Source organism: Zoogloea sp., from assembly GCF_028689785.1.
Classification (GTDB): domain Bacteria; phylum Pseudomonadota; class Gammaproteobacteria; order Burkholderiales; family Rhodocyclaceae; genus Zoogloea.
On the sequence record NZ_JAQVCN010000055.1, the window covers coordinates 1 to 19,075 of the forward strand.

The following is a 19,075-nucleotide window of genomic DNA, read 5'->3' on the forward strand; positions in this document are numbered from 1 at the left end:
CGCCAACACATCATTTCGATCCCAACGAGCCCCACAGCCGTTGGCCGCTACCGAGCGTTTCTCGTCGTCTGAGAGGGCTTCAAAAACACGAACCCCCGGAAAAACCAGGGGTTCGTCAGCAGTCTGGGGCGACTGAAGTCGCCCCTACGGACAGACCGCTTCGAGCGTCATACGACACTCAAACGGAGGAAATCAGGATGAGTTCGACCCCACAGGATTACACCGGGCAGCAGCTATAGAGCTGCGCTGTTCATCAGCTTCACGAACATGCGCTTGAAGGCTTCGTCCTGTTCGCTGCCCACTCGCACCTGGGTATTGTGGCCAAAGGCGTCGGCGATGGCCTGCCAGTCGCTGGCATCCAGGTGTTCGCGGGCGGCGGGGAGGATGAGCTTTTCTTCGGTGCTCAGGTGGCGCCACTGGGCTTCGGCAAAGGCCTCCAGCGCGGCGGCCAGGGTGTGGCGCTGGGTGTCGCTCTGGCGGGTGGCCACCAGGGCCTGCTCCACGGCATGGATCTGGGCGCAACCCTCGCTGTGCTCGGCGCGGAGTTGGGCAATCAGGGGCGCGGATTCGGGGTGGCGGGCAGCCAGCCGGGCAAACAGGAACTGCTCTTCCTTGGGGTGGTGCAGCACCTCGGGGAAGGCCTGGATGTAGCGCACCAGCTGGCCCACGAAGTCCAGATCGGGCAGCGGGCCGCTGGCACGCAGGCGGGTGGCTGCGTCGCGCAGGCCACGAAGTACCGCAGCGATGGCCCGGTGCTCGTCCTTGATTACCGCGATGGCGGCGTCGGCGGTGCTGCCTGCGGCATTCGACTCCACACTGGCCACCAGCACCGGCAGGGTACTGTGGGCCAGCACCTTGTGAGTCTGGGAGCCGAGCATCAGGGCTTTGAGCCCCCTGTGGCCATGGGAGGCCATGAAGATCAGGTCGCAGCCCTGCTCCGCCGCCACGTCGAGGATCAGCTCGAAGGGGCGTGGGCCGGTGCGGGCCACGGCATCACAGGGAATGGCAAAGGCGCCCGCGGCGGCCACGGCCTTGGCCAGGATGGCGCTGGCTTCGCCGGCGGCTGCTTCGGCATAGGCATCGGGTTCCAGGCTACGCAGCAGGGCGCCGTCGCCGCTGGCCCCCAGGTCAGCCCGGGCGCTGAAGAAGGTGATGCGGGCGCCCAGGCTGCGGGCAAAGTCGACAGCCTGGGTGACCAGGCCGATGGACAGTGCAGAGCCGTCCAGGGGCACGAGCAGGTGGCGGTACATGGAGTGGATCTCCTTGAGTTCGGTTTCTCGTGGGGTTCATTTCAGGCCCGGGCCTTCGGCTTGAGCAGGAAGTGCCCCAGGGCCGGCAGCAGGATCAGGGCGCCGAGCATGTTCCAGATGAACATGAACGCCAGCAGGATGCCCATGTCGGCCTGAAACTTGATGGGCGACCAGGCCCAGGTGGCGACGGCGATGCCCAGGGTGACGCCGGTGAGCACCACCACCTTGCCGGTGAAGGTGAGGGCCTTGTAGTAGGCCTCGGACAGGCTCATGCCGCCCTTCAGCCGGGCCAGGGTGACGGTCATGATGTAGAGGGCGTAATCCACGCCGATGCCCACCCCCAGGGCGATCACCGGCAGGGTGGCCACCTTGACGCCGATGTTCAGCCACACCATCAGGGCCTCACACAGCACCGAGGTGAGCATCAACGGCAGCACTGCGCAGATCACCGCCTGCCAGGAGCGGAAGGTGATGAAGGCCAGCACGATCACCGCCAGATACACCAGGCCCAGCATCTCCACGTTGGCCTTCTTCACCACGATGTTGGTGGCGGCCTCGATGCCGGCGTTGCCGGCGGCGTTGAGGATGCGCAGCTCATCGCTGCCGTGGCGGGCAGCGAAGCCTTCCACCACCTTCACCACGCTGTCCAGGGTGTCGGCCTTGTGGTCCTTGAGGTAGGCATACACCGTGAGCAGGTCGCAGTTCTGGTTGAACATCTCCCGCGGGGCGCGGGTGATGATGGCGTTGAGGTTGTCCTGGGAGCGGGGAATCTCGTACCACTTGAGGCTGCCCTCGTTCATGCCGGCGTTGGCCACCTTGGCCAGGCCTGCCAGCGAGCTGGTGGCCTCCACACCGGGGAGCTGCTGCAGCTCGCGCTCCAGGGCATCCACGGTGGTGAGGGTGGTGTAGTGGGCGCAGGCGTACTGGGGCGTCTTCACCATCACCACATACACGTCGCTGCTGGCCGCGTAATTGGCCACCACGAAGGCGTTGTCGCGGTTGTAGCGGGAATCGGGGCGCAGCTCGGGGGCGCCGGGGTCGGTGTCGCCGATCTTCAGCTGGAAGCTCACCACCAGCCCGGCAATGCCCATGGCCGTACCAACCAGCACGGCGATGGTTGCCCACTTGCGCCGGGTGAAGAGATCCAGGAAGGCCCAGAACGGGTGCTTGGCGTGACCGGCGTCGTCGGCCTCGGCGATCTCGTCGCGCAGGCTGCGCTGGGCTGCCACCGGGCTGACCCCGGTGTAGGACAGCAGGATGGGCAGCAACACCAGGTTGGTGAAGATCAGCACCGCCACGCCGATGCTGGCGGTGATGGCCAGATCCTGGATCACCTGGATGTCGATCACCATCAGCACCGCAAAGCCCACCGCGTCGGCCAGCAGCGCCGTCATGCCGGCCAGGAAGAGGCGGCGAAAGGTGTAGCGCGCCGCCACCAGCTTGTGGGTGCCGCGGCCGATGTCCTGCATGATGCCGTTCATCTTCTGGGCACCATGGCTCATGCCGATGGCAAAGACCAGGAAGGGCACCAGCACCGAGTACGGGTCCAGCTCGTAGCCCAGGGTGGGCAGCAGGCCGAGCAGCCACACCACCGCGATCATGGAGCACAACACCACCAGCAGGGTGCTGCGCAGGCAGCGGGTATACCAATAGAGCACCGCGGTGCAGATGGCGATGGCCATGGCAAAGAAGATCAGCACCTGCTGCAGGCCTTCGATCAGGTCGCCCACTACCTTGGCAAAGCCGGTGACGTGGATGGCGACCTTGTCCGACTCATACCTGCCGCGCAGGTCTTCGATGCGCTGGGACAAGGCGTGGTAGTCGATGCGCTCGCCGGTTTCGGCCACCTTGTCCTGCAGGGGCACCAGCACGATGCTGGACTTGTAGTTGGCCGCCACCAGTTGGCCGATCTCGCCGGAGCGCTCCACGTTGAGGCGCACCTGGGCCAGGCTCTCGGGGGAGCCGTCGTAGTCGTCGGGCACCACCGGGCCGCCGTCCATGCCGTCCTCGGTGACGCCGGTCCAGCGCACAGAGGGCGCCCACAGGGACTTCATGTAGGGGCGATCCACCCCGGGGTAGAGGAAGACCTCGTCGGAAATCTTCTTCACCGTGTCCAGGTACTCGGGGTCGAAGATGTCGCCCTCTTTCGCCTCCACGGCGATGCGCAGGCTGTTGCCCATGCCCGCCAGCTGGCCCCGGTTCTCCAGGAAGTTGACGATGTAGGGGTGCTTCGTCGGGATCATCTTCTCGAACGCCGCGTTGAGCGAGAGGCCCATGGCCTGGTAGCCCAGCACCACGCTGATCAGCGCGCACAGGACGACGATGACGAGACGGTTGTTGAACAGGATGCGCTCGGGCAGCGTGCCGGAGCGGGCGTCGAAATCGGCCAGGTTGCGGATCACCAGACCGTCGGGGATGTCATGGGCGTGGCTCATTTGCTGGCTTCCGCGGTGGGGGTTGCGGGCTCGATGCGGCGCGTGCCGCGGGCTCCGGAAACGATCAGGGCGCCATCGGCGGCCTGCACCATGCCGGTCAGGCCGGTGGGCAGGGGCGTGGCAAGAGGGATAAAACGGGTGGCGGCGGCATCGCCACGCAGCAGGCGGCCGCTCTCATCGGCCAGCAGCAGGCTGCCGTCGGCAAGGCGCAGGCCGGCGCTCAGGGTCACCGGCTGGGCCAGCTCGATGCGCCCCCAGCTGGCGCCCTGGTCGGCGCTGCGCCATGCATTGCCGCGCAGGCCGAAGGCCAGCAGCGCGCCGTCGGCCACTTCGAGGGCACCGAAATAGGTGCCGGTATAAGGCGTGGTGAGGCGCTGGAACGTGGCGCCACCGTCGGTGGAGCGGATCAGCGTGCCCTGCTCCCCAGCCAGCAACAGGCGGCCATTGGTTTCGCCCACGGCGTAGAGGTGCTTGCCACCGGGGTTGGGGATGCGCCCCATCAGCGATTGCCAGGTTTTGCCCCCATCCGTGGTGGCCAGGGCCAGCCCGTAGGCGCCCACCACCCAACCCCGGCTGGCGTCCGCAAAGTGCAGGCCCAGGAAGGGTTTGTCGGGCCCGTCCTGCACCAGGCCCTCAGCCTCGCGCTGGTGCTTGAGTGCGGCGGGGTCGCCGGCGGTGGCGGCGGCCCGGGCAGCCTCGGCGATCAGGGCGGCGGCCCTTGCACCGTCGAGCTGCACCTGCCAGGTGTCGCCTGCGTCGGCGCTGTGCAGCACCGCGCCGCTGTGGCCCACGGCCCAGCCGAGGCTGTCGGAGATGAACTGGACCTGGGTGAGGGCCACGCTGACGGGCACCTGCCTGGCCTGCCGCCAGCTGCGGCCATCGTCGTCGGAGAGCAGCACCAGGCCGCGCTCGCCCACCGACACCAGGCGCTTGCCGGCCCGGGCCACCGAAAGCTGCAGGGAGCTGGCGGCACGCACGTTGGCCTGGGCCGGCTGGGCCAGCAGATCAGGCACGGCGCGGGCGGCGTCGCCACCCGCAGCGAAGGCCGTGGCCACTGCCACGGCGGCACAAGAGAGGGTCGCGGCCAGGCGGCGACCGGAGAGAAAGGCTTGCATCGTCGAATACCTGAATCCGGGCTGCCATCGGCCGGCGCCCGGATTCAGGCACCGACCACGGCGGAGCACAGGGAGGACCGGAAGGACCGGCCCTGACGGGGAGGAAGAGCGGGATGCTTACCGAGAAGCTTCCGCAGCCACGGCATCGCCAGTGAAGTAGGTTTCCTTCTTGCGCGGCACGATCTTGAAGTCCTCATCGTTGAGGGCCTGAATGACGCTCATGGTGCCGGCCTGAAGGTTGAAGACGGTGGCAGTCTTCATCATGGTTCCGGGCAGCGCCGGGACCACGAAGGGGGTGACCTGGGTGGTGCGCCACAGCTTGCCCTCGGCGTCGAAGCCGTCCGCCAGGCTGATCAGCCAGGTGTCTTCATCCAGGTAGTACTTGCGCTTGGGCACGGCATGGCGCTTGCCGGGGGCCACCGTGGCCTCGACCACCCATACGCGATGCTTCTCCCAGCGCACATGGTCGGGGTTGAGGTGGTGCTTGCCGATGGCGTCGTCGAGCTTGGCGCCGATGAAACCATTGTTGTTATAAGGGATGAGCATTTCCTTCTTGCCCACCAGCTTCCACTGGAAGCGGTCGAGGGCACCGAAGAAGCCCTGCACCTCATCGAAGTAGTTGGCGCCGGAGGCGACGAAGTCGGGGGTGTCGTAGGACACCGTGGGCGCGCGGCGCACCCGGCGCTGGCCCACCAGGTACTGCCAGGCCTGGCGTGACTGCTTCATGTCGATGCTGTCGCGGATGACCAGGGATTCACCGGCCTTGAACGGGGGCTCCAGGGTGTTGAAGCGGAACATGGCGTACTCGCCGGACCAGCTCTCGGGGGTGGCATCCTTGTAGTACTGGGGGTACTGGAAGGCGATCTCGTTGCGGGTGGCCAGGGTCTTGCTGCCATCGGCGTTGCCGACGATGTTCTTGAAACGGTACTCGATGGACTCGGCCTCGAGACGCATCAGGTAGTTCCACATCACCTCGACGCCTTCCTTGGGGATCGGGAAGGGGGTTCCACCGATGCAGCCTTCCAGGGAGTAGCCGCCGTCCTTGGTCTTGCAGCGGGTGGCGTTCTTGTAAACGTTGTCATACACCTCCTGGGGCGCCGCAGCGGTGCGGTGGCTGGGGTACACATCCAGGCGGAAGCTGTCCGGGTACTTGGCCAGCAGGGCCTTGGAGCCCTCGGATAGCAGGTCGGCGTACTGGGCGGCGTTCTTGGCGGTGACCTGGTAGAGGGGCTTCTCGTCGGCGAAGATCTGGGTGGGGATGATGCCCAGCTTCTTGCCCGGCAGGGCCTTGGTGATGCCGCCGTTCCAGGCCGGGATACTGCCGTCCTTGTTGGCGGCCTTTTCGCCGCCGAGGGGCGTCAGGGTGGTCTTGAGCTTGGCCGCCTCCTCAGCCGTTACAGCGGCATGGGCAGCCTGGCCGCCGGCCAGCATGCCCACCAGGGCAGCAGCGATGATCGTGGTCTTGGTCATGAGTGTCTCCGGATTTCTTGTTGTGATCAGAAGGTGCGCTGGATCGACAGAGACACGAAGTCGCGGTCGCCATGGAAGTTCTGGTACGAGAGCTCGGGCACGGCCGTGCCGTAGCGCACTACCGAACCTGCCGAACCGAAGTAGTGGGTGTAGTTGAGGCCGGCCTGCCAGGTTTTCTGGTAGTCCGCCTTCACGCCCAGGCTGAAGTTGCCGCCCTGCTCCGCCGGAAACAGCGCGCCATTCACCGAAGAGCGCCCGCTGATGCCGTAGGAGAGGCCGATGGGCAGCTGCAGATCGACACCGGGCACCACCTGGAAGTACTCGGGCTGGAAGATGAACTGCAGAGCGCTGGCATCCTTGGTGGCCAGGGGATCGAGCTGGCTGGCGTTGTCGCTGATGGACAGGCGGCGGTTGTAGGCAAATTCACCGATGAAAGACGCGCCCTCCCACAAGGCGCTGGCACCCATCACGCTGATGGCCGACACATTGAGATGCATCGTCTTGCCCACCGGGAAGGCGGCGCGGCTCTTGCCATTGGCGTCCACTCCGGTGATCACGGTGTTGCCGGACGCCACCAGGGGCATGTTGTCGCGGAAGGACAGCTCGGCGGCCACATTGGTCTCGCCCACCAGGGTGCTGATGCTGGCGCCGACGGTACGGATGTTCTCGGCGAACACCATCACGTAGTCGCCAATGCTGCCGGCCTTCGCATTGACGCCGGGGCGGGCATAGAACTGGGGCATCTTGTCGTGGAACTGGGCGGCGTAAAAGCCGTATTCGGTGTCGCCCGATTTGAGCTTGAGCTGGAAGCCCCCCTGGCCGGAGTTGCGCGGCTCGATGTCCTGGCTGCGAAAGAGCACCGCGCCAGGGCCGAGAATCAGCGACTCACCGCCCACATCCACGAAGTCGGCAAAGCTGAAGTAGCTGCCCGCCGCCGGCAGGCGCGACTTGCGCCATTCGAGCTGGTAGTAGGCGCCCACCGAGAGGGTCGGGCTGATCTGCACCTGGGTGGACACCTGCCCCACCGGGCGGGCGATCTCCTTGAACTGGGAGTTGGGCACCGACAGGGCCTTGACCAGATCCAGGGGCGTCTGGGCGCCGGCAATGCCGTTGTTGCCGAAGAACAGGCTCTCGCCGTAGAGCTGGGTGAAGCGGCCGCCCTTGACGTTGACGTTGAGATCGCCCGGGGTGAAGTTGGCGTAGCCGAAGACGTCCATCAGCTCGGCCTTGCGGCCGTGCAGTTGCTCGGTGCCCTTGGTGAACTCACCAGCCTGCACCGAACGGGTATTGACCAGGGCGCCACCCAGGGCACCCCTGTTGTCATTGCCGCGGTTGTAGACGTCGTCATACCAGGCGGCGCCGCTGACGCGGAAACCGAAATCCTTGCGGTAGCGGAATTCGAATTCGGAGAGCAGATCAAGGCGGTTGGAGATCAGGCCCTTGCCGAAATTCTGATCACCATCGTTGGTATTGGCCTGAGGGCCGATAGAGTTGTCGGCCACCTTGGAATCGACGCTGCGCACACGGAAGGCATTGCTGTATTTGACGGTGTTGTCCCAGGACATGGCCACGTCCGGGTTGCCCGAATCGATCTGGAATGCGCCGGCCGGGCCGCTGGCCAGCACCGTCACCGCGGCTGCGATGGCACTCAAGGCAGCCGGCACGGGGCGCAGGCTGGCGCGGCAGGGCGCACCGTATCCGCAGAAACGCTTGTTCATGTCTTCCTCCTCTTTCGTGTGTGTCTTGCGTCTTGTTACCCGTCTGGCGAGGGCCTTGCGCCTGGAGCGCAGCGGGTTGGAGCGCAAGTTATCGACTCGGAGGATTACCGTCCAATACCATTATTTCCCCCACTCAATACCTGCAAGGTATGATCAAGCCCAGCGCCAGCCGGCGCATGCACCCGGAGATTCCAATGGACTTGCGCCACCTGCGCTACTTCGTTGCCGTGGCGGAAGAGGAGAACATCGGCCGCGCCGCCGCGCGCCTGCACATCTCCCAGCCGCCCCTGACCCGCCAGATCCAGCAGCTGGAGGAGGAACTGGGCGTCACCCTGTTCATCCGCACCCCGCGGGGCATGGCCCTGACCCAGGCCGGCGAACTGTTCCTGGAAGAAGCGCGCAACATCCGCGCCCTGGTGGAGCAGGCCACCGAACGCACCCAGCGGGCCGGTCAGGGCAAGCTCGGGCGGCTTGACGTCGGCATTTTCGGGTCAGCCATCCTGGATGCGATCCCCAAGCTGCTGCTGGCTTTTCGCAATCGCTACCCGGACGTGAAGGTGGTGCTGCACACCCTGACCAAAGCCGAGCAGATCGAAGCCTTGCGCCAACGCCGCATCACCGTCGGCTTCAACCGCATGCTCGCGCCGCTGGACGACATCGGCGTATGCCAGGTGAGCACAGAAGGCCTGCTGGTGGCGATTCAGGCCGACGACCCGCTGGCCCGCCAGCCGGTGATCCGCTTTGCCGAACTGCAGCATCACCCGATGATCGTATTCCCCACCGGCGCCCGCCCCAGCTTCATCGACAAGGTGATCGGCCTGTGCGGCACCGCCGGCTTCCAGCCAAGCATCTCCCAGGAGGTGGGCGACGCCGTGACGGGGGTAGCTCTGGTGGCCAGCGGCTTCGGCGTATGCCTGGTGCCTGAATCGGCCACCACCTTGCAATTTCCCGGTGTGGTGTACCGGGCCCTCGCCGACACGCCGCCCAACTTCTTCGTGGACCTGAGCTGCATTTACCGCAAGGACGACCAGTCGCCCCTGCTCGGCGCCTTCCTCGAGACCGTCGAGGATTTCAAGAAAACCTGCCCGGCGCCATTGCGGGTCTAAGGCCCCGATGCAAGGACGATGAAAGGCCAACGCAAGATTCATGCAAGATTGACCATAATCTTTGCATGGGTATTGACCCTTGCAATTTCCATTCTCTATAATAAGAAAAATTCTCATTTGCGAAATGTTTATTTTCAGTAATTTACATTCGCAAACTGCCAGCCAGCCAGGTCGTCATCGCCTCCAAGCCAGCCAGCTCACCCCGCTCCCTCTACCCCTGCAAGGAGAAGGAGCAGACTGACTGAAAGCCGTCGATGCGCCGACTTGCCCATGCCGCCTGTACGCTCCTGCTCATCAGCCTCGCCGCCTGTGGCGGAGGCGGCGGCAACAGCGCTCCTTCGTCCAGCATGTCTGCCGCCGCGCAGGTCGGCGAAAGCCTCTTCAACGACCCGATTCTGTCCAGCACCGGCGCCATGTCCTGCGCCTCCTGCCACGACAAGGGCAATCACCACGCAGCACCGGACACCCGCTCCGTGCCGGCCGGCGCCGAAGCCGGCCATGAGGCGGGGCGCCAGGCGCCATCCCTGCAATACCTCAGGTTCAATACTGCCTTCGCCTTTGCGAGTGATGGCACGCCCACCGGCGGATTCACCTGGGACGGCCGCGCCACCTCCCTGGCCGACCAGGCCAGCGGCCCCCTGCTCAATCCCGACGAGATGGCCAACACCAGCGTCGAAGACGTGGTCGCCAAGCTCAAGCGTTCCGCCCACGCGGCGGCCTTCCGCAAGGTGTTTGGCGACGACATCCTCGAACGGCCGGCCGATGCCTTCGCGCGCCTGCAGTTCGCCCTGCAGCAATACCAGATCGAAGACCCCGACTTCGCCCCCTTCAGCAGCAAGTTCGACCTCTGGCAGGCCGGCAAGGCACAGCTCACCAGCGCCGAGCTGAAGGGCTGGTCGCTCTTCAACGACCCGAACAAGGGCAACTGCGCCGCCTGCCATGTGAGCACCCCCGTGGGCGGCAACCGGCCGCTGTTCACCGACAACACCTTCGACAACCTGGGCGTACCCCGCAACCCGGAAATCAAGGCCAACGCCGACAGCAGCCATTACGACCTGGGCCTGTGCGGCCCCACCCGTGCCGACCTGGCCAGCCGCACCGACCTATGCGGCGCCTTCCGGGTGCCGAGCCTGCGCAACGTGGCCAGGACGGCCCCCTATTTCCACAACGGAGCCATCAAGACCCTGACCGACGCCGTGCGTTTCTACGTGCGCCGGGATACCAACCCCGAAGAGTGGTACCCCACCGACGCCAATGGTGTCGTGCTCAAGTTCAATGATCTGCCGGTGGCCTACCACGCCAACGTCAACGTCACCGAGGCCCCCTACAACCGCAAACCCGGCGACGCCCCCGCGCTGAACGAAAGCGAGATCGCCGACCTGGTCAGCTTCCTCAATACGCTGACCGACGGCTACACGCCCTGAGTCCGGCCCCCGCCGCCTGCCCACTGCTTGCCCCCTTCTCCCCGTCTTGCACCGGAGCCCGCCCCGATGAAAACCACCCCGATCTGCCTGGCCCTTGCCATGCTCTTTGCCACTGGCACCAGCCATGCTGCCACCGACGCAAAACTGCTGGCCCGCATCGAACGCATGGCCGCCGAGTTGGAAGCCGTCAAGGCCGAGCTGAAGACCGTCAAGGCCGAAGCCGCCGCGCGGCAGGCCGCGCCAGTGACCGCTGCCGCACCGGCAGCCCCCGCGGCAGCGGCAGCCCCCCTCGCGGTCACGCCGCTCTCCGCCCCGACCCCGCGTGGCGCGGCACCTGTCGAGATGGCCCGGGCTCCCATGCCCTACCAGTCGTCCCTGAGCCCGTCCGGCAGTCAGACCACCTTCTTCGGTTATGGCGAGATCAACTACAACCGCCCCTTCCGCGACCAGAGCCAGACCCAGCTGGACGTGCGCCGGGCGGTGATCGGCATCGCCCACCAGGCCAGCGAGCGCACCCGCATCGTCGGCGAGTTCGAATTCGAACACTCCGTCACCTCTGCCGACGACGCCGGCGAAGTGGCGGTCGAGCAGCTCTACGTGGAACATCGCCTGTCCGACAACGTGAACACCAAGGGCGGCCTGTTCCTGATTCCCCTGGGCTTTCTCAACCTGTCCCACGAGCCCACCGCCTACTACGGCGTCGAGCGCAACTTCGTCGAAACGGCAATCATCCCCTCCACCTGGCGCGAGGTGGGCCTGTCGGCTTTCGGGGTCAGCGACGCCGGCCTGCGCTGGGACGTGGGCCTGACCAGCGGCTTCAACCTCAACAAGTGGGATGGCGCCTCCACCGAAGGCAAGGAATCGCCCCTCGCCGCCATCCACCAGGAAGGCCAACTCGCCCGGGCCAACAACCTCTCCGCCTATGGCGCCCTCAGCTGGCGCGGCACCCCGGGCCTGGATGTGGGCGCCGGCCTGTTCTCCGGCAAGCTGGCCCACAAGGTCAAGACGCCGTCGGACTCGGAAGCCAACGCCGCCGGCCTCTACGCCCCCGACGCCCGCCTGACCCTGTGGGATGCCCACGCCCGCTGGACACCCGGCAAATGGGATCTGTCCGCCCTGTACGCCCGCGGCACCATCACCGACACCGCCAGCTTCAACGAACGCCTCGCCGGCACCACTCTCGTGCCCAAGTCCTTCTTCGGCTGGTACACCCAGGCCGCCTACAAACTGTGGGAGAACGGCGAATACGCCCTCAGCCCCTTCGCCCGCTACGAAGTCTTCAACACCGCGGCCAGCTTCGCGGCCCTGCCTGCCGGCCTGGGCGTGGATGCCGACCGGAACGAGAAAGTCCTAACCACCGGGGCCAACCTGCGCATCGGCAACAACGTGGTGCTGAAGGCCGACGTGCAGCGCTTCCAGGTGGCCCGCGAACGCGACCGCCTGAACCTGGGTATCGGCTACCAGTTCTGATCCGCCCGCCGCCCTCTTCCTTCCGCCCGCCGGCCCTTCCAGGGCCGTCCGGGCATTTTCGCTTGATGGAGAGCCCACCCCGATGAGCCAATCCTGCAACGGCTGGACAACCGTCTCCCTGTTGGCCGTGGCGGCAGCCGCCACCGCAGCCCTCACTCCGCCGACCGTCGAGGCGGCCCAGTACATGAGCATTGAGCAGGCCCAGAAAGCCGCCTTTCCCGACGCCGATCGCTTCGAAGCGCAAACCCTGCGCCTCACGCCGGAGCAGCTCAAGGCGCTGGACAGCGTGGCCAGCGTGCGCCAGCGCGGCGAGATCCGGCGCATCGAAGCCTGGGCCGGCAACAAGCAACTCGGCACCCTGTACGTGGACGACGTGATCGGCAAGGTGGAGTGGGTCACCTACGCCCTCGCCATCGGCATGGATGGCAGCGTGCGCAGCCTCGACATCCTCGAATACCGCGAAACCCACGGCTACGAAGTGCGCACCCCGAGCTGGCGCAAGCAGTTTGCCGGGCGGCGGATCGACCCGCCCTTCCGCTTCGGCGAAGACATCAAGAACATCAGCGGCGCCACCCTGTCCTGTGCCCATCTCACCGCCGGCGCCCAGCGCCTGCTGGCGCTCCACGCCCAGTCGGGCAAGGGCGGCACGCCGCGCTGACCCGATGGCACCGGGCACCCTGCGGCGTCTGCGCCCCTGGCTCGGCACCTACGTCGCCATCGAAGCCTGCCTGGACGACGCCGCAGCGGCGTCTCCAGCCATCGACGCCGCCTACGCCGATGTGGCCGCCATCCACGCCGCCATGAGCTTCCATGCGGCAGACAGCGAACTCTCCCGCCTCCACCGGGACGCCCACCGCCAGCCCACCCGGATCGGCCCGCACACCTGGGCGGTTCTCACCGAGGCCCTGGAACTGGCGAGGATTTCTGAGGGGGTCTTCGACCCCACCGTGGCAGCCCAACTCGTGGGCCACGGCGCCCTCCCCCGCCCTGCAGGCCCCACCGCCGACCCCGCCGCTAGCTGGCGCGACATCGAACTCCTGGCCGACCAGCAGGTGCGTTTTCACCGGCCCCTGTGGATCGACCTGGGCGGCATCGCCAAGGGATACGCCGTGGATTGCGCCATCGCTACACTCCTGCGGCACGGCGCCCGGCATGCCTCGGTCAACGCCGGTGGCGACCTGCGCGTCGCCGGCACATCGGCCCGGGGCCTGCCCCTGGCCATCCGCGACCCGGCCGATCCGGCCCGGCACATTCCCCTCGGAACGCTGGGCCCGGGGGCCGTCGCCACCTCCGGCGAATTCCTGCTCGGCCGACGACCCGGTGCCGGCCCCATCTCGCCCCTGGTCCACCCCCGCCAGGGTCCGCGTCCGGCCTGCCCGCGCAGCGTGACGGTGATTGCTGAAACATGCATGCTTGCGGACGGACTGACCAAAATCGTCGGCCTGCTCGGCACCGCCTCCCTGCCCCTGCTGCAGGCCCGGCGCGCCCACGCCGCCATCCTCAATGCGCCGGACACGCTCCAGACCACCGACGGCTTCCGGGCCGCCCTCGGCCACCCCCAACCTCCAGGACCCACCCTTCATGCATGAGCCCCATCACCGCCCCCGCAAGGCCATCCGGCCGGGGCGCCGTCAACGCCAGGCGATCTACGCCGGCACCGGCCTGCTGTTGATCAGCGGCCTGCTGTGGCTCCTCGCCCACTACGCCCTGCCCCTGCCCGAAGACGCCGCCCGCCACCCCCTCGAAGCCTGGAGCATGCGCATCCACGGCGCCGCCACCCTTTTCGGGATGGCCGTAGTGGGCGGGCTGTGGGGCAACCACGTGCTCCGCGCCTGGGCCGACGGCCGGCACCGCCTCTCGGGCGGAAGCCTGCTCGGCCTGTGGATCGGGCTGGCACTGAGCGGATACGGCCTCTACTACGTGGCCGACGAAGGCTGGCGTGCCACGATCAGCGGGCTACACATCGCGGCCGGCAGCGGGCTGCCTCTGGCCCTCGCCATCCACATCCTGAGCTCCGCCGCTGCCAGGCGCAAAGCCGCCTGAGCGGCGCTGAGACCATGGAGCGATGAGGCGATGACAAAAACTCAAACGATAATGATTATTATTTGATAATCTATTTCGGTGGCAAACAGGAGACGCCACCGAACGTCCCATCACCACAAGCCCCACCACGGAGAGCGCCATGAACACCCGCATCGAACACGACACCTTCGGCCCCATCGACGTTCCCGCCGATCGCCTGTGGGGCGCCCAGACCCAGCGCTCACTGCAGAACTTCGACATCTCGGGCGAACGCCAGCCGGTGGAGATCATCCGCGCCCTGGCCCGCATCAAGCGCGCCTCCGCCCGTGTGAATCAGCGCCTCGGGCTGCTCGACGAGGCCCGCGCCGCCGCCATCATCCAGGCTGCCGACGAGGTGATTGCCGGCCATCACGGCCAGGAGTTCCCGCTGGTGGTGTGGCAGACAGGCTCCGGCACCCAGACCAACATGAACCTCAACGAAGTCATCGCCAACCGGGCCAGCGAGCTGATGGGCGGCCCCCGCGGCGAGGGGCGCAAGGTGCACCCCAACGACGACGTGAATCGCAGCCAGTCGAGCAATGATGTGTTTCCCACGGCCATGCACCTGGCCGCGGTGGAAGCCATCGAACATCGCCTGCTGCCCTCCCTGCGCGTGCTGCGGACCACCCTCAAGGAGAAATCCCGGACCTTCGACGACATCGTCAAGATCGGCCGCACCCACTTGCAGGACGCCACGCCCCTCACCCTGGGCCAGGAGATCTCCGGCTGGGTGGCCCAGCTCGATCACGGCGAGCGCCATCTGCAGGCCGCCCTGCCCCACCTGTGCGAACTGGCTCTGGGTGGCACCGCTGTCGGTACCGGCCTCAACGCACCGGCCGGCTACGCCTGCGCCGTGGCCGCCGAGCTGGCCGAACTCACCGGCCTGCCTTTCATCACCTCCCCCAACAAGTTCGAAAGCCTGGCCAGCTGCGACGCCCTGGTGCACGCCCACGGCGCCCTCAAGACCCTCGCCGCCAGCCTGATGAAGATCGCCAACGACGTGCGCTGGCTGGCCAGCGGCCCCCGCAGCGGCATCGGCGAGCTCAGCATCCCCGAGAACGAGCCGGGCTCGTCCATCATGCCGGGCAAGGTCAACCCGACCCAGAGCGAGGCCGTCACCATGCTCGCCGCCCAGGTTTTCGGCAACGACGTGGCCATCAACTTCGGCGGCGCCTCGGGCAACTTCGAGCTCAACGTATTCCGCCCCATGGTGGCCCACAACTTCCTGCAGAGCGTGCGCCTGCTGGCCGACGGCGCACGCAGCTTCAACGACCACTGTGCGGTGGGGATCACGCCGAACCGGGCGCGCATAGAACACCTCGTCGCCAACTCACTGATGCTGGTGACCGCCCTCAACCCCCACATCGGCTACGACAAAGCCGCTGCCATTGCCAAGAAAGCCCACAAGGACGGCAGCAGCCTGCGCGATGCCGCCCTGGCCCTGGGCCACGTGAGCGGAGAAGACTTCGATCGCTGGATCGATCCGCAACGCATGGTCGGCCGCGACTGACGCCCCTCACCCGGCAAGGCGGAACATCCATGCATACCCTCACGCAGACCAGCATCCGGCGCCTGCCCGAGCACTGGCGCCGGCTGGGCACCCGAGTCCGGCTGGGGCTCACCCCCGACGAACCGCGCCTGATCGCCGCCTACCTGGAGACCGGCCGGCAGGCCTGCCTCGCCGACCTGCTCCACCCCTGGCGGATGAGCGAGCGCTGTTTCGAGACACTACTCGCCACCGCACAGGACCCCCAATTGCCCTGGCACTGGCGGCTCCACTGCCTCAACCACGCCCACCAACCGCTCATGCAGCTCAAGCGCTACGCGGACAACCGGCCTGAATGGCGTCCGCTATACCTTCCCCTGGTTCAACGCCTCGCGCGGGCCAGCATGGCTCCGAGCACCCCTCCGCCCCATGAGCAGCCGTACGGCGAACGCCCCGTGGCCCCGCGCAAGACCTGACCCAGCCTGCCGGACGCTCCCAGCTCTCCGGCCCTTTTGTCTCTGTCTGCGAGTTTCCTCAACTCGCATCCTTCAAGCTGGCGGCACACCCGCGCCGCCAGCTCTTTTTTGCCCCCACCTTCTCCCCACCCCCGTTTAAGTCCCGAAATCTCATCCGCGCGCAAAAAAAACAGCGCTGCCAGCCATCAGGCCAGCAGCGCTGCGGGTACTTCCGGGACGCGGTGTTCCGCGCTTCAGCGGCCGATCCGCCCCTTGCCCCGGGCCAGCCTGTGCAGCACGGCCACGAGAGTGTCGATCTCCTCGCAGGTGTTGTAGAAGGCCAGAGACGGCCGCACCGTGGCCTCCTGCCCGAAACGGCGCAGGATGGGCTGGGCGCAGTGGTGGCCGGAGCGCACCGCAATGCCTTCCTCGTTGAGGGCCCTGCCCACCTCGTCCGGACGGTAGCCGTCGAGCACGAAGGAGCTGACACTGGCCTTCTCCTTGGCGGTCCCGATCAGTTTCAGGCCCGGCACAGTGAGCAACGCGCGGGTGGTGTAAACCAGCAGGTCATGCTCGTAGCGGGCGATGTTCTCCATGCCGATCCGTTCCACGTAATCGATCGCCGCACCCAGGCCCACCGCGTCCGCGATGTTGCCGGTACCCGCCTCGAAACGGGTCGGGGGGCCGTGGTAGATGGTCTTCTCGAATGTCACGTCGGCAATCATGTTGCCGCCGCCCTGCCAGGGCGGCATGTCCTCGAGAATCGCCCGCTTGCCATACACCGCCCCGATGCCGGTGGGTGCAAACACCTTGTGGCCGGAGAAGATGAAGAAATCGGCGTCGATATCCTGCACATTGACCCGCATGTGCGAGACCGACTGGGCCCCATCCACCACCGCCAGCGCCCCGGCCTGGTGAGCCATGGCAACGATCTCCTTCACCGGCACCACGGTGCCGAGGGCGTTGGAGACCTGGGTCACCGAGACGATCTTGGTGCGGCTGGTGAGCAGCTTGCGATACTCGTCCAGCAGCACCTGGCCGGTGTCATCCACCGGGATCACCTTGAGCTTGGCGCCCTTGGCGGCAGCGAGCTGCTGCCAGGGCACGATGTTGGCATGGTGTTCGAGGTTGGAGACGATGATCTCGTCGCCCTCGCCCACGTTCTGCCAGCCCCAGGTCTTGGCAACCAGGTTGATGCCTTCGGTGGCCCCGCGCACAAAGATGATCTCTTCCGTGGACGAGGCCCCGATGAAGCGCGCCACCTTGCTGCGCGCGCCCTCGTAGGCATCCGTCGCCCGGGCGGCGAGTTCGTGTGCAGCCCGGTGGATGTTGGAGTTCTCGTGCTGGTAGAAATACGCCAGCCGGTCGATCACCGATTGCGGCTTGTGGGTGGTGGCGGCGTTGTCCAGCCAGATCAGCTGCCGGCCATTGACCCGCTCCTGCAGGATAGGGAAATCCCGCCGCACTGCATGCACGTCAAAGGCCGGATGGGCCGATGCCGGCACTACCGGCACGTCGGCGTCCCGATTGTGCACCCCGGCCGTATCGAGGAAATAGAACTGCCCCGGCGCGTTACCCGGCTGCGCAGCCGCAGCACTGCGGCGATCCCCGCCGAGCTCGGCAAGGATCTGGTGCAGCTCCGCCTCGCCCGGCAGCCCGAAGGACTGGGGCACCACACGGTTCTCCACCGTCGGTGCCGCCCCCAGCGCCTGCGGTGCCGACTGAGCAGCACCCGCTTCACCCAGGAAGTAATAGGGTGTGGACGGTGCCAGCGGCGGCGCTGAAGCCGGAGGGCTGAAGGTCGGCAAGGCTGCAGCATAGGCCTCGGGCACGCCGAGGGCTCCGCCACCGGGACGACCGGCCGCGGCAGCGTGATCCACCGGCGCCGACTCGACCTGCACGGGCGCCACCGGCGCGGCAGCGGTCAGGGTCGGGCCCACGTTGCCGGGAGGAACGATCTCCGGCGCCGGGGTGCTGGCGGCGCCCGGCAGGCTGGCCGCCAACGGGCCGGCCAAGCCCGTCGGCAGCGCGGCGAAGAACTCGCCGGCCAGCCGCGCCAGGGTCAGCTCATCCGGGACACCGGCAGGCACTGCGCCGGCCAGGCCGGCGAGCCCCTCACTTGTAAGTGTCGGGATAGTCATGGTACTTGCCGATCTCCACGTCTTCGAGGACAGCCAGGGCATCGTCGGTCAGAACGGCCAGCGAGCAATACAGGGAAATCAGGTAGGACGAGATGGCGTTGCGGTTGATGCCCATGAAGCGCACCGACAGGCCCGGGGTCTGCTCGCCAGCCAGGCCCGGCTGGAACAGGCCGACCACGCCCTGACGCTTCTCGCCGGTGCGCAGCAGGATGATCTTGGTCTTGCCGTCCTCAACCGGCACCTTGTCCGACGGGATCAGCGGAATGCCACGCCAGGTCAGGAACTGGGCGCCAAACAGGCTGACAGTGGGGGGCGGCACGCCACGGCGGGTGCATTCGCGGCCGAAGGCGGCGATGGCCAGCGGATGGGTCAGGAAAAAGCCCGGCTCCTTCCACACCTTGGTGAGCAGATCGTCCAGGTCGTCCGGGGTCGGCGCGCCGGTCAGGGTGGAGAGGCGCTGATCGTCATGGACGTTGGCCAGCAGGCCGTAGTCGGGGTTGTTGATCAGTTCGCTTTCCTGGCGCTCCTTGATGGTCTCGACGGTCAGACGCAGCTGTTCCTTGATCTGATCGTGCGGGCTGCTGTACAGGTCGGAGACGCGGGTGTGCACGTCGAGGATGGTGGTGACCGCGTTCAGGAAGTACTCGCGGGGTGCCTCGTCATAATCGACGAAGGTCTGGGGCAGTTCGGACTCGTCGCGCTGGGAGCAGGCCACGCGCACGTCGCGGGGGTTCTTGACCTTGTTGAGGCGGTAGATACCCGCCTCTACGGGCAGCCACTGGAGCAGGTGCACCAGCCAGCGGGGGGAAATGGTGGAAAGCTGGGGGACGGTTTTGGTGGCATTCGCCAACTGCCGGGCGGCGTTATCGCCAAGGGCTGTCGGGGCGTCGTGATGGTCGGCCATGGAAACTCCTTATCGAAAAAAAGGGAAACGTTATGAATAA

At 66.7% G+C, this 19,075-nt stretch carries 15 protein-coding genes; 8 read left to right on the plus strand and 7 right to left on the minus strand.

Translation table 11 applies throughout. From position 1 onward, the window contains the following. Positions 1–233 precede the first annotated feature (233 nt). From PHI64_RS18430 to PHI64_RS18450, 5 genes are all read right to left on the minus strand, one after another. Positions 234–1,250, minus strand: a complete 1,017-nt coding sequence (locus PHI64_RS18430; protein ID WP_299885966.1) for a universal stress protein — start codon at positions 1,248–1,250, stop codon at positions 234–236. A 41-nt stretch (positions 1,251–1,291) separates the two neighbouring features. Then, a complete protein-coding gene (locus PHI64_RS18435; protein ID WP_299885969.1) occupies positions 1,292–3,685 on the minus strand; it encodes an MMPL family transporter in 2,394 nt (797 codons plus the stop codon). Continuing rightward, positions 3,682–4,800 (minus strand): YCF48-related protein, encoded by a 1,119-nt coding sequence (locus PHI64_RS18440; protein WP_299885972.1) that lies wholly within the window; start codon positions 4,798–4,800, stop codon positions 3,682–3,684. The genes PHI64_RS18435 and PHI64_RS18440 overlap by 4 nt, the downstream gene beginning before the upstream one ends. Positions 4,801–4,917: 117 nt before the next feature. Continuing rightward, a complete protein-coding gene (locus PHI64_RS18445; protein WP_299885975.1) occupies positions 4,918–6,270 on the minus strand; it encodes a DUF1329 domain-containing protein in 1,353 nt (450 codons plus the stop codon). Positions 6,271–6,296: 26 nt separating this feature from the next. Then, on the minus strand, positions 6,297–7,988 hold the full coding sequence (locus PHI64_RS18450) for a DUF1302 domain-containing protein (protein ID WP_299885978.1): 1,692 nt from the start codon (positions 7,986–7,988) through the stop codon (positions 6,297–6,299). A gap of 194 nt (positions 7,989–8,182) precedes the next feature. Here PHI64_RS18450 and PHI64_RS18455 point away from each other — a divergent pair, with 194 nt between their 5' ends. The 8 genes from PHI64_RS18455 to PHI64_RS18490 all read left to right on the plus strand — a co-directional run bounded on the left by PHI64_RS18455 (position 8,183) and on the right by PHI64_RS18490 (position 16,011). After that, the gene (locus PHI64_RS18455) at positions 8,183–9,094 is read left to right on the plus strand and encodes a LysR substrate-binding domain-containing protein (protein WP_299885981.1); all 912 of its coding nucleotides are present in this window, start codon (positions 8,183–8,185) and stop codon (positions 9,092–9,094) included. A 254-nt stretch (positions 9,095–9,348) separates the two neighbouring features. Beyond that, the gene (locus tag PHI64_RS18460) at positions 9,349–10,518 is read left to right on the plus strand and encodes a cytochrome c peroxidase (protein ID WP_299885984.1); all 1,170 of its coding nucleotides are present in this window, start codon (positions 9,349–9,351) and stop codon (positions 10,516–10,518) included. Positions 10,519–10,584: 66 nt separating this feature from the next. Further along, positions 10,585–11,988, plus strand: a complete 1,404-nt coding sequence (locus PHI64_RS18465; protein ID WP_299885987.1) for a porin — start codon at positions 10,585–10,587, stop codon at positions 11,986–11,988. 82 nt (positions 11,989–12,070) lie between these two features. After that, positions 12,071–12,646 carry an FMN-binding protein gene (locus PHI64_RS18470; protein WP_299885990.1) on the plus strand — a complete coding sequence of 192 codons (576 nt, stop codon included), beginning with the start codon at positions 12,071–12,073 and terminating at the stop codon, positions 12,644–12,646. 4 nt (positions 12,647–12,650) lie between these two features. Beyond that, positions 12,651–13,577 carry an FAD:protein FMN transferase gene (locus PHI64_RS18475; protein WP_299885993.1) on the plus strand — a complete coding sequence of 309 codons (927 nt, stop codon included), beginning with the start codon at positions 12,651–12,653 and terminating at the stop codon, positions 13,575–13,577. Beyond that, positions 13,570–14,031 (plus strand): hypothetical protein, encoded by a 462-nt coding sequence (locus PHI64_RS18480; protein ID WP_299885996.1) that lies wholly within the window; start codon positions 13,570–13,572, stop codon positions 14,029–14,031. Before PHI64_RS18475 ends, PHI64_RS18480 begins: the two co-directional genes overlap by 8 nt. Positions 14,032–14,170: 139 nt before the next feature. Next, positions 14,171–15,559 (plus strand): class II fumarate hydratase, encoded by a 1,389-nt coding sequence (fumC, locus tag PHI64_RS18485; protein ID WP_299885998.1) that lies wholly within the window; start codon positions 14,171–14,173, stop codon positions 15,557–15,559. Between the two features lie 29 nt (positions 15,560–15,588). Further along, positions 15,589–16,011, plus strand: a complete 423-nt coding sequence (locus tag PHI64_RS18490; RefSeq protein ID WP_299886001.1) for a hypothetical protein — start codon at positions 15,589–15,591, stop codon at positions 16,009–16,011. A gap of 233 nt (positions 16,012–16,244) precedes the next feature. On the opposite strand, the gene PHI64_RS18495 is transcribed toward PHI64_RS18490, so the two are convergent. Beyond that, a complete protein-coding gene (locus tag PHI64_RS18495; RefSeq protein ID WP_299886004.1) occupies positions 16,245–18,131 on the minus strand; it encodes a family 2A encapsulin nanocompartment cargo protein cysteine desulfurase in 1,887 nt (628 codons plus the stop codon). Next, complete coding sequence (locus tag PHI64_RS18500; protein WP_299886007.1) at positions 18,106–19,035, minus strand: family 2A encapsulin nanocompartment shell protein; 930 nt, start codon at positions 19,033–19,035, stop codon at positions 18,106–18,108. Before PHI64_RS18500 ends, PHI64_RS18495 begins: the two co-directional genes overlap by 26 nt. Positions 19,036–19,075 lie beyond the last annotated feature (40 nt).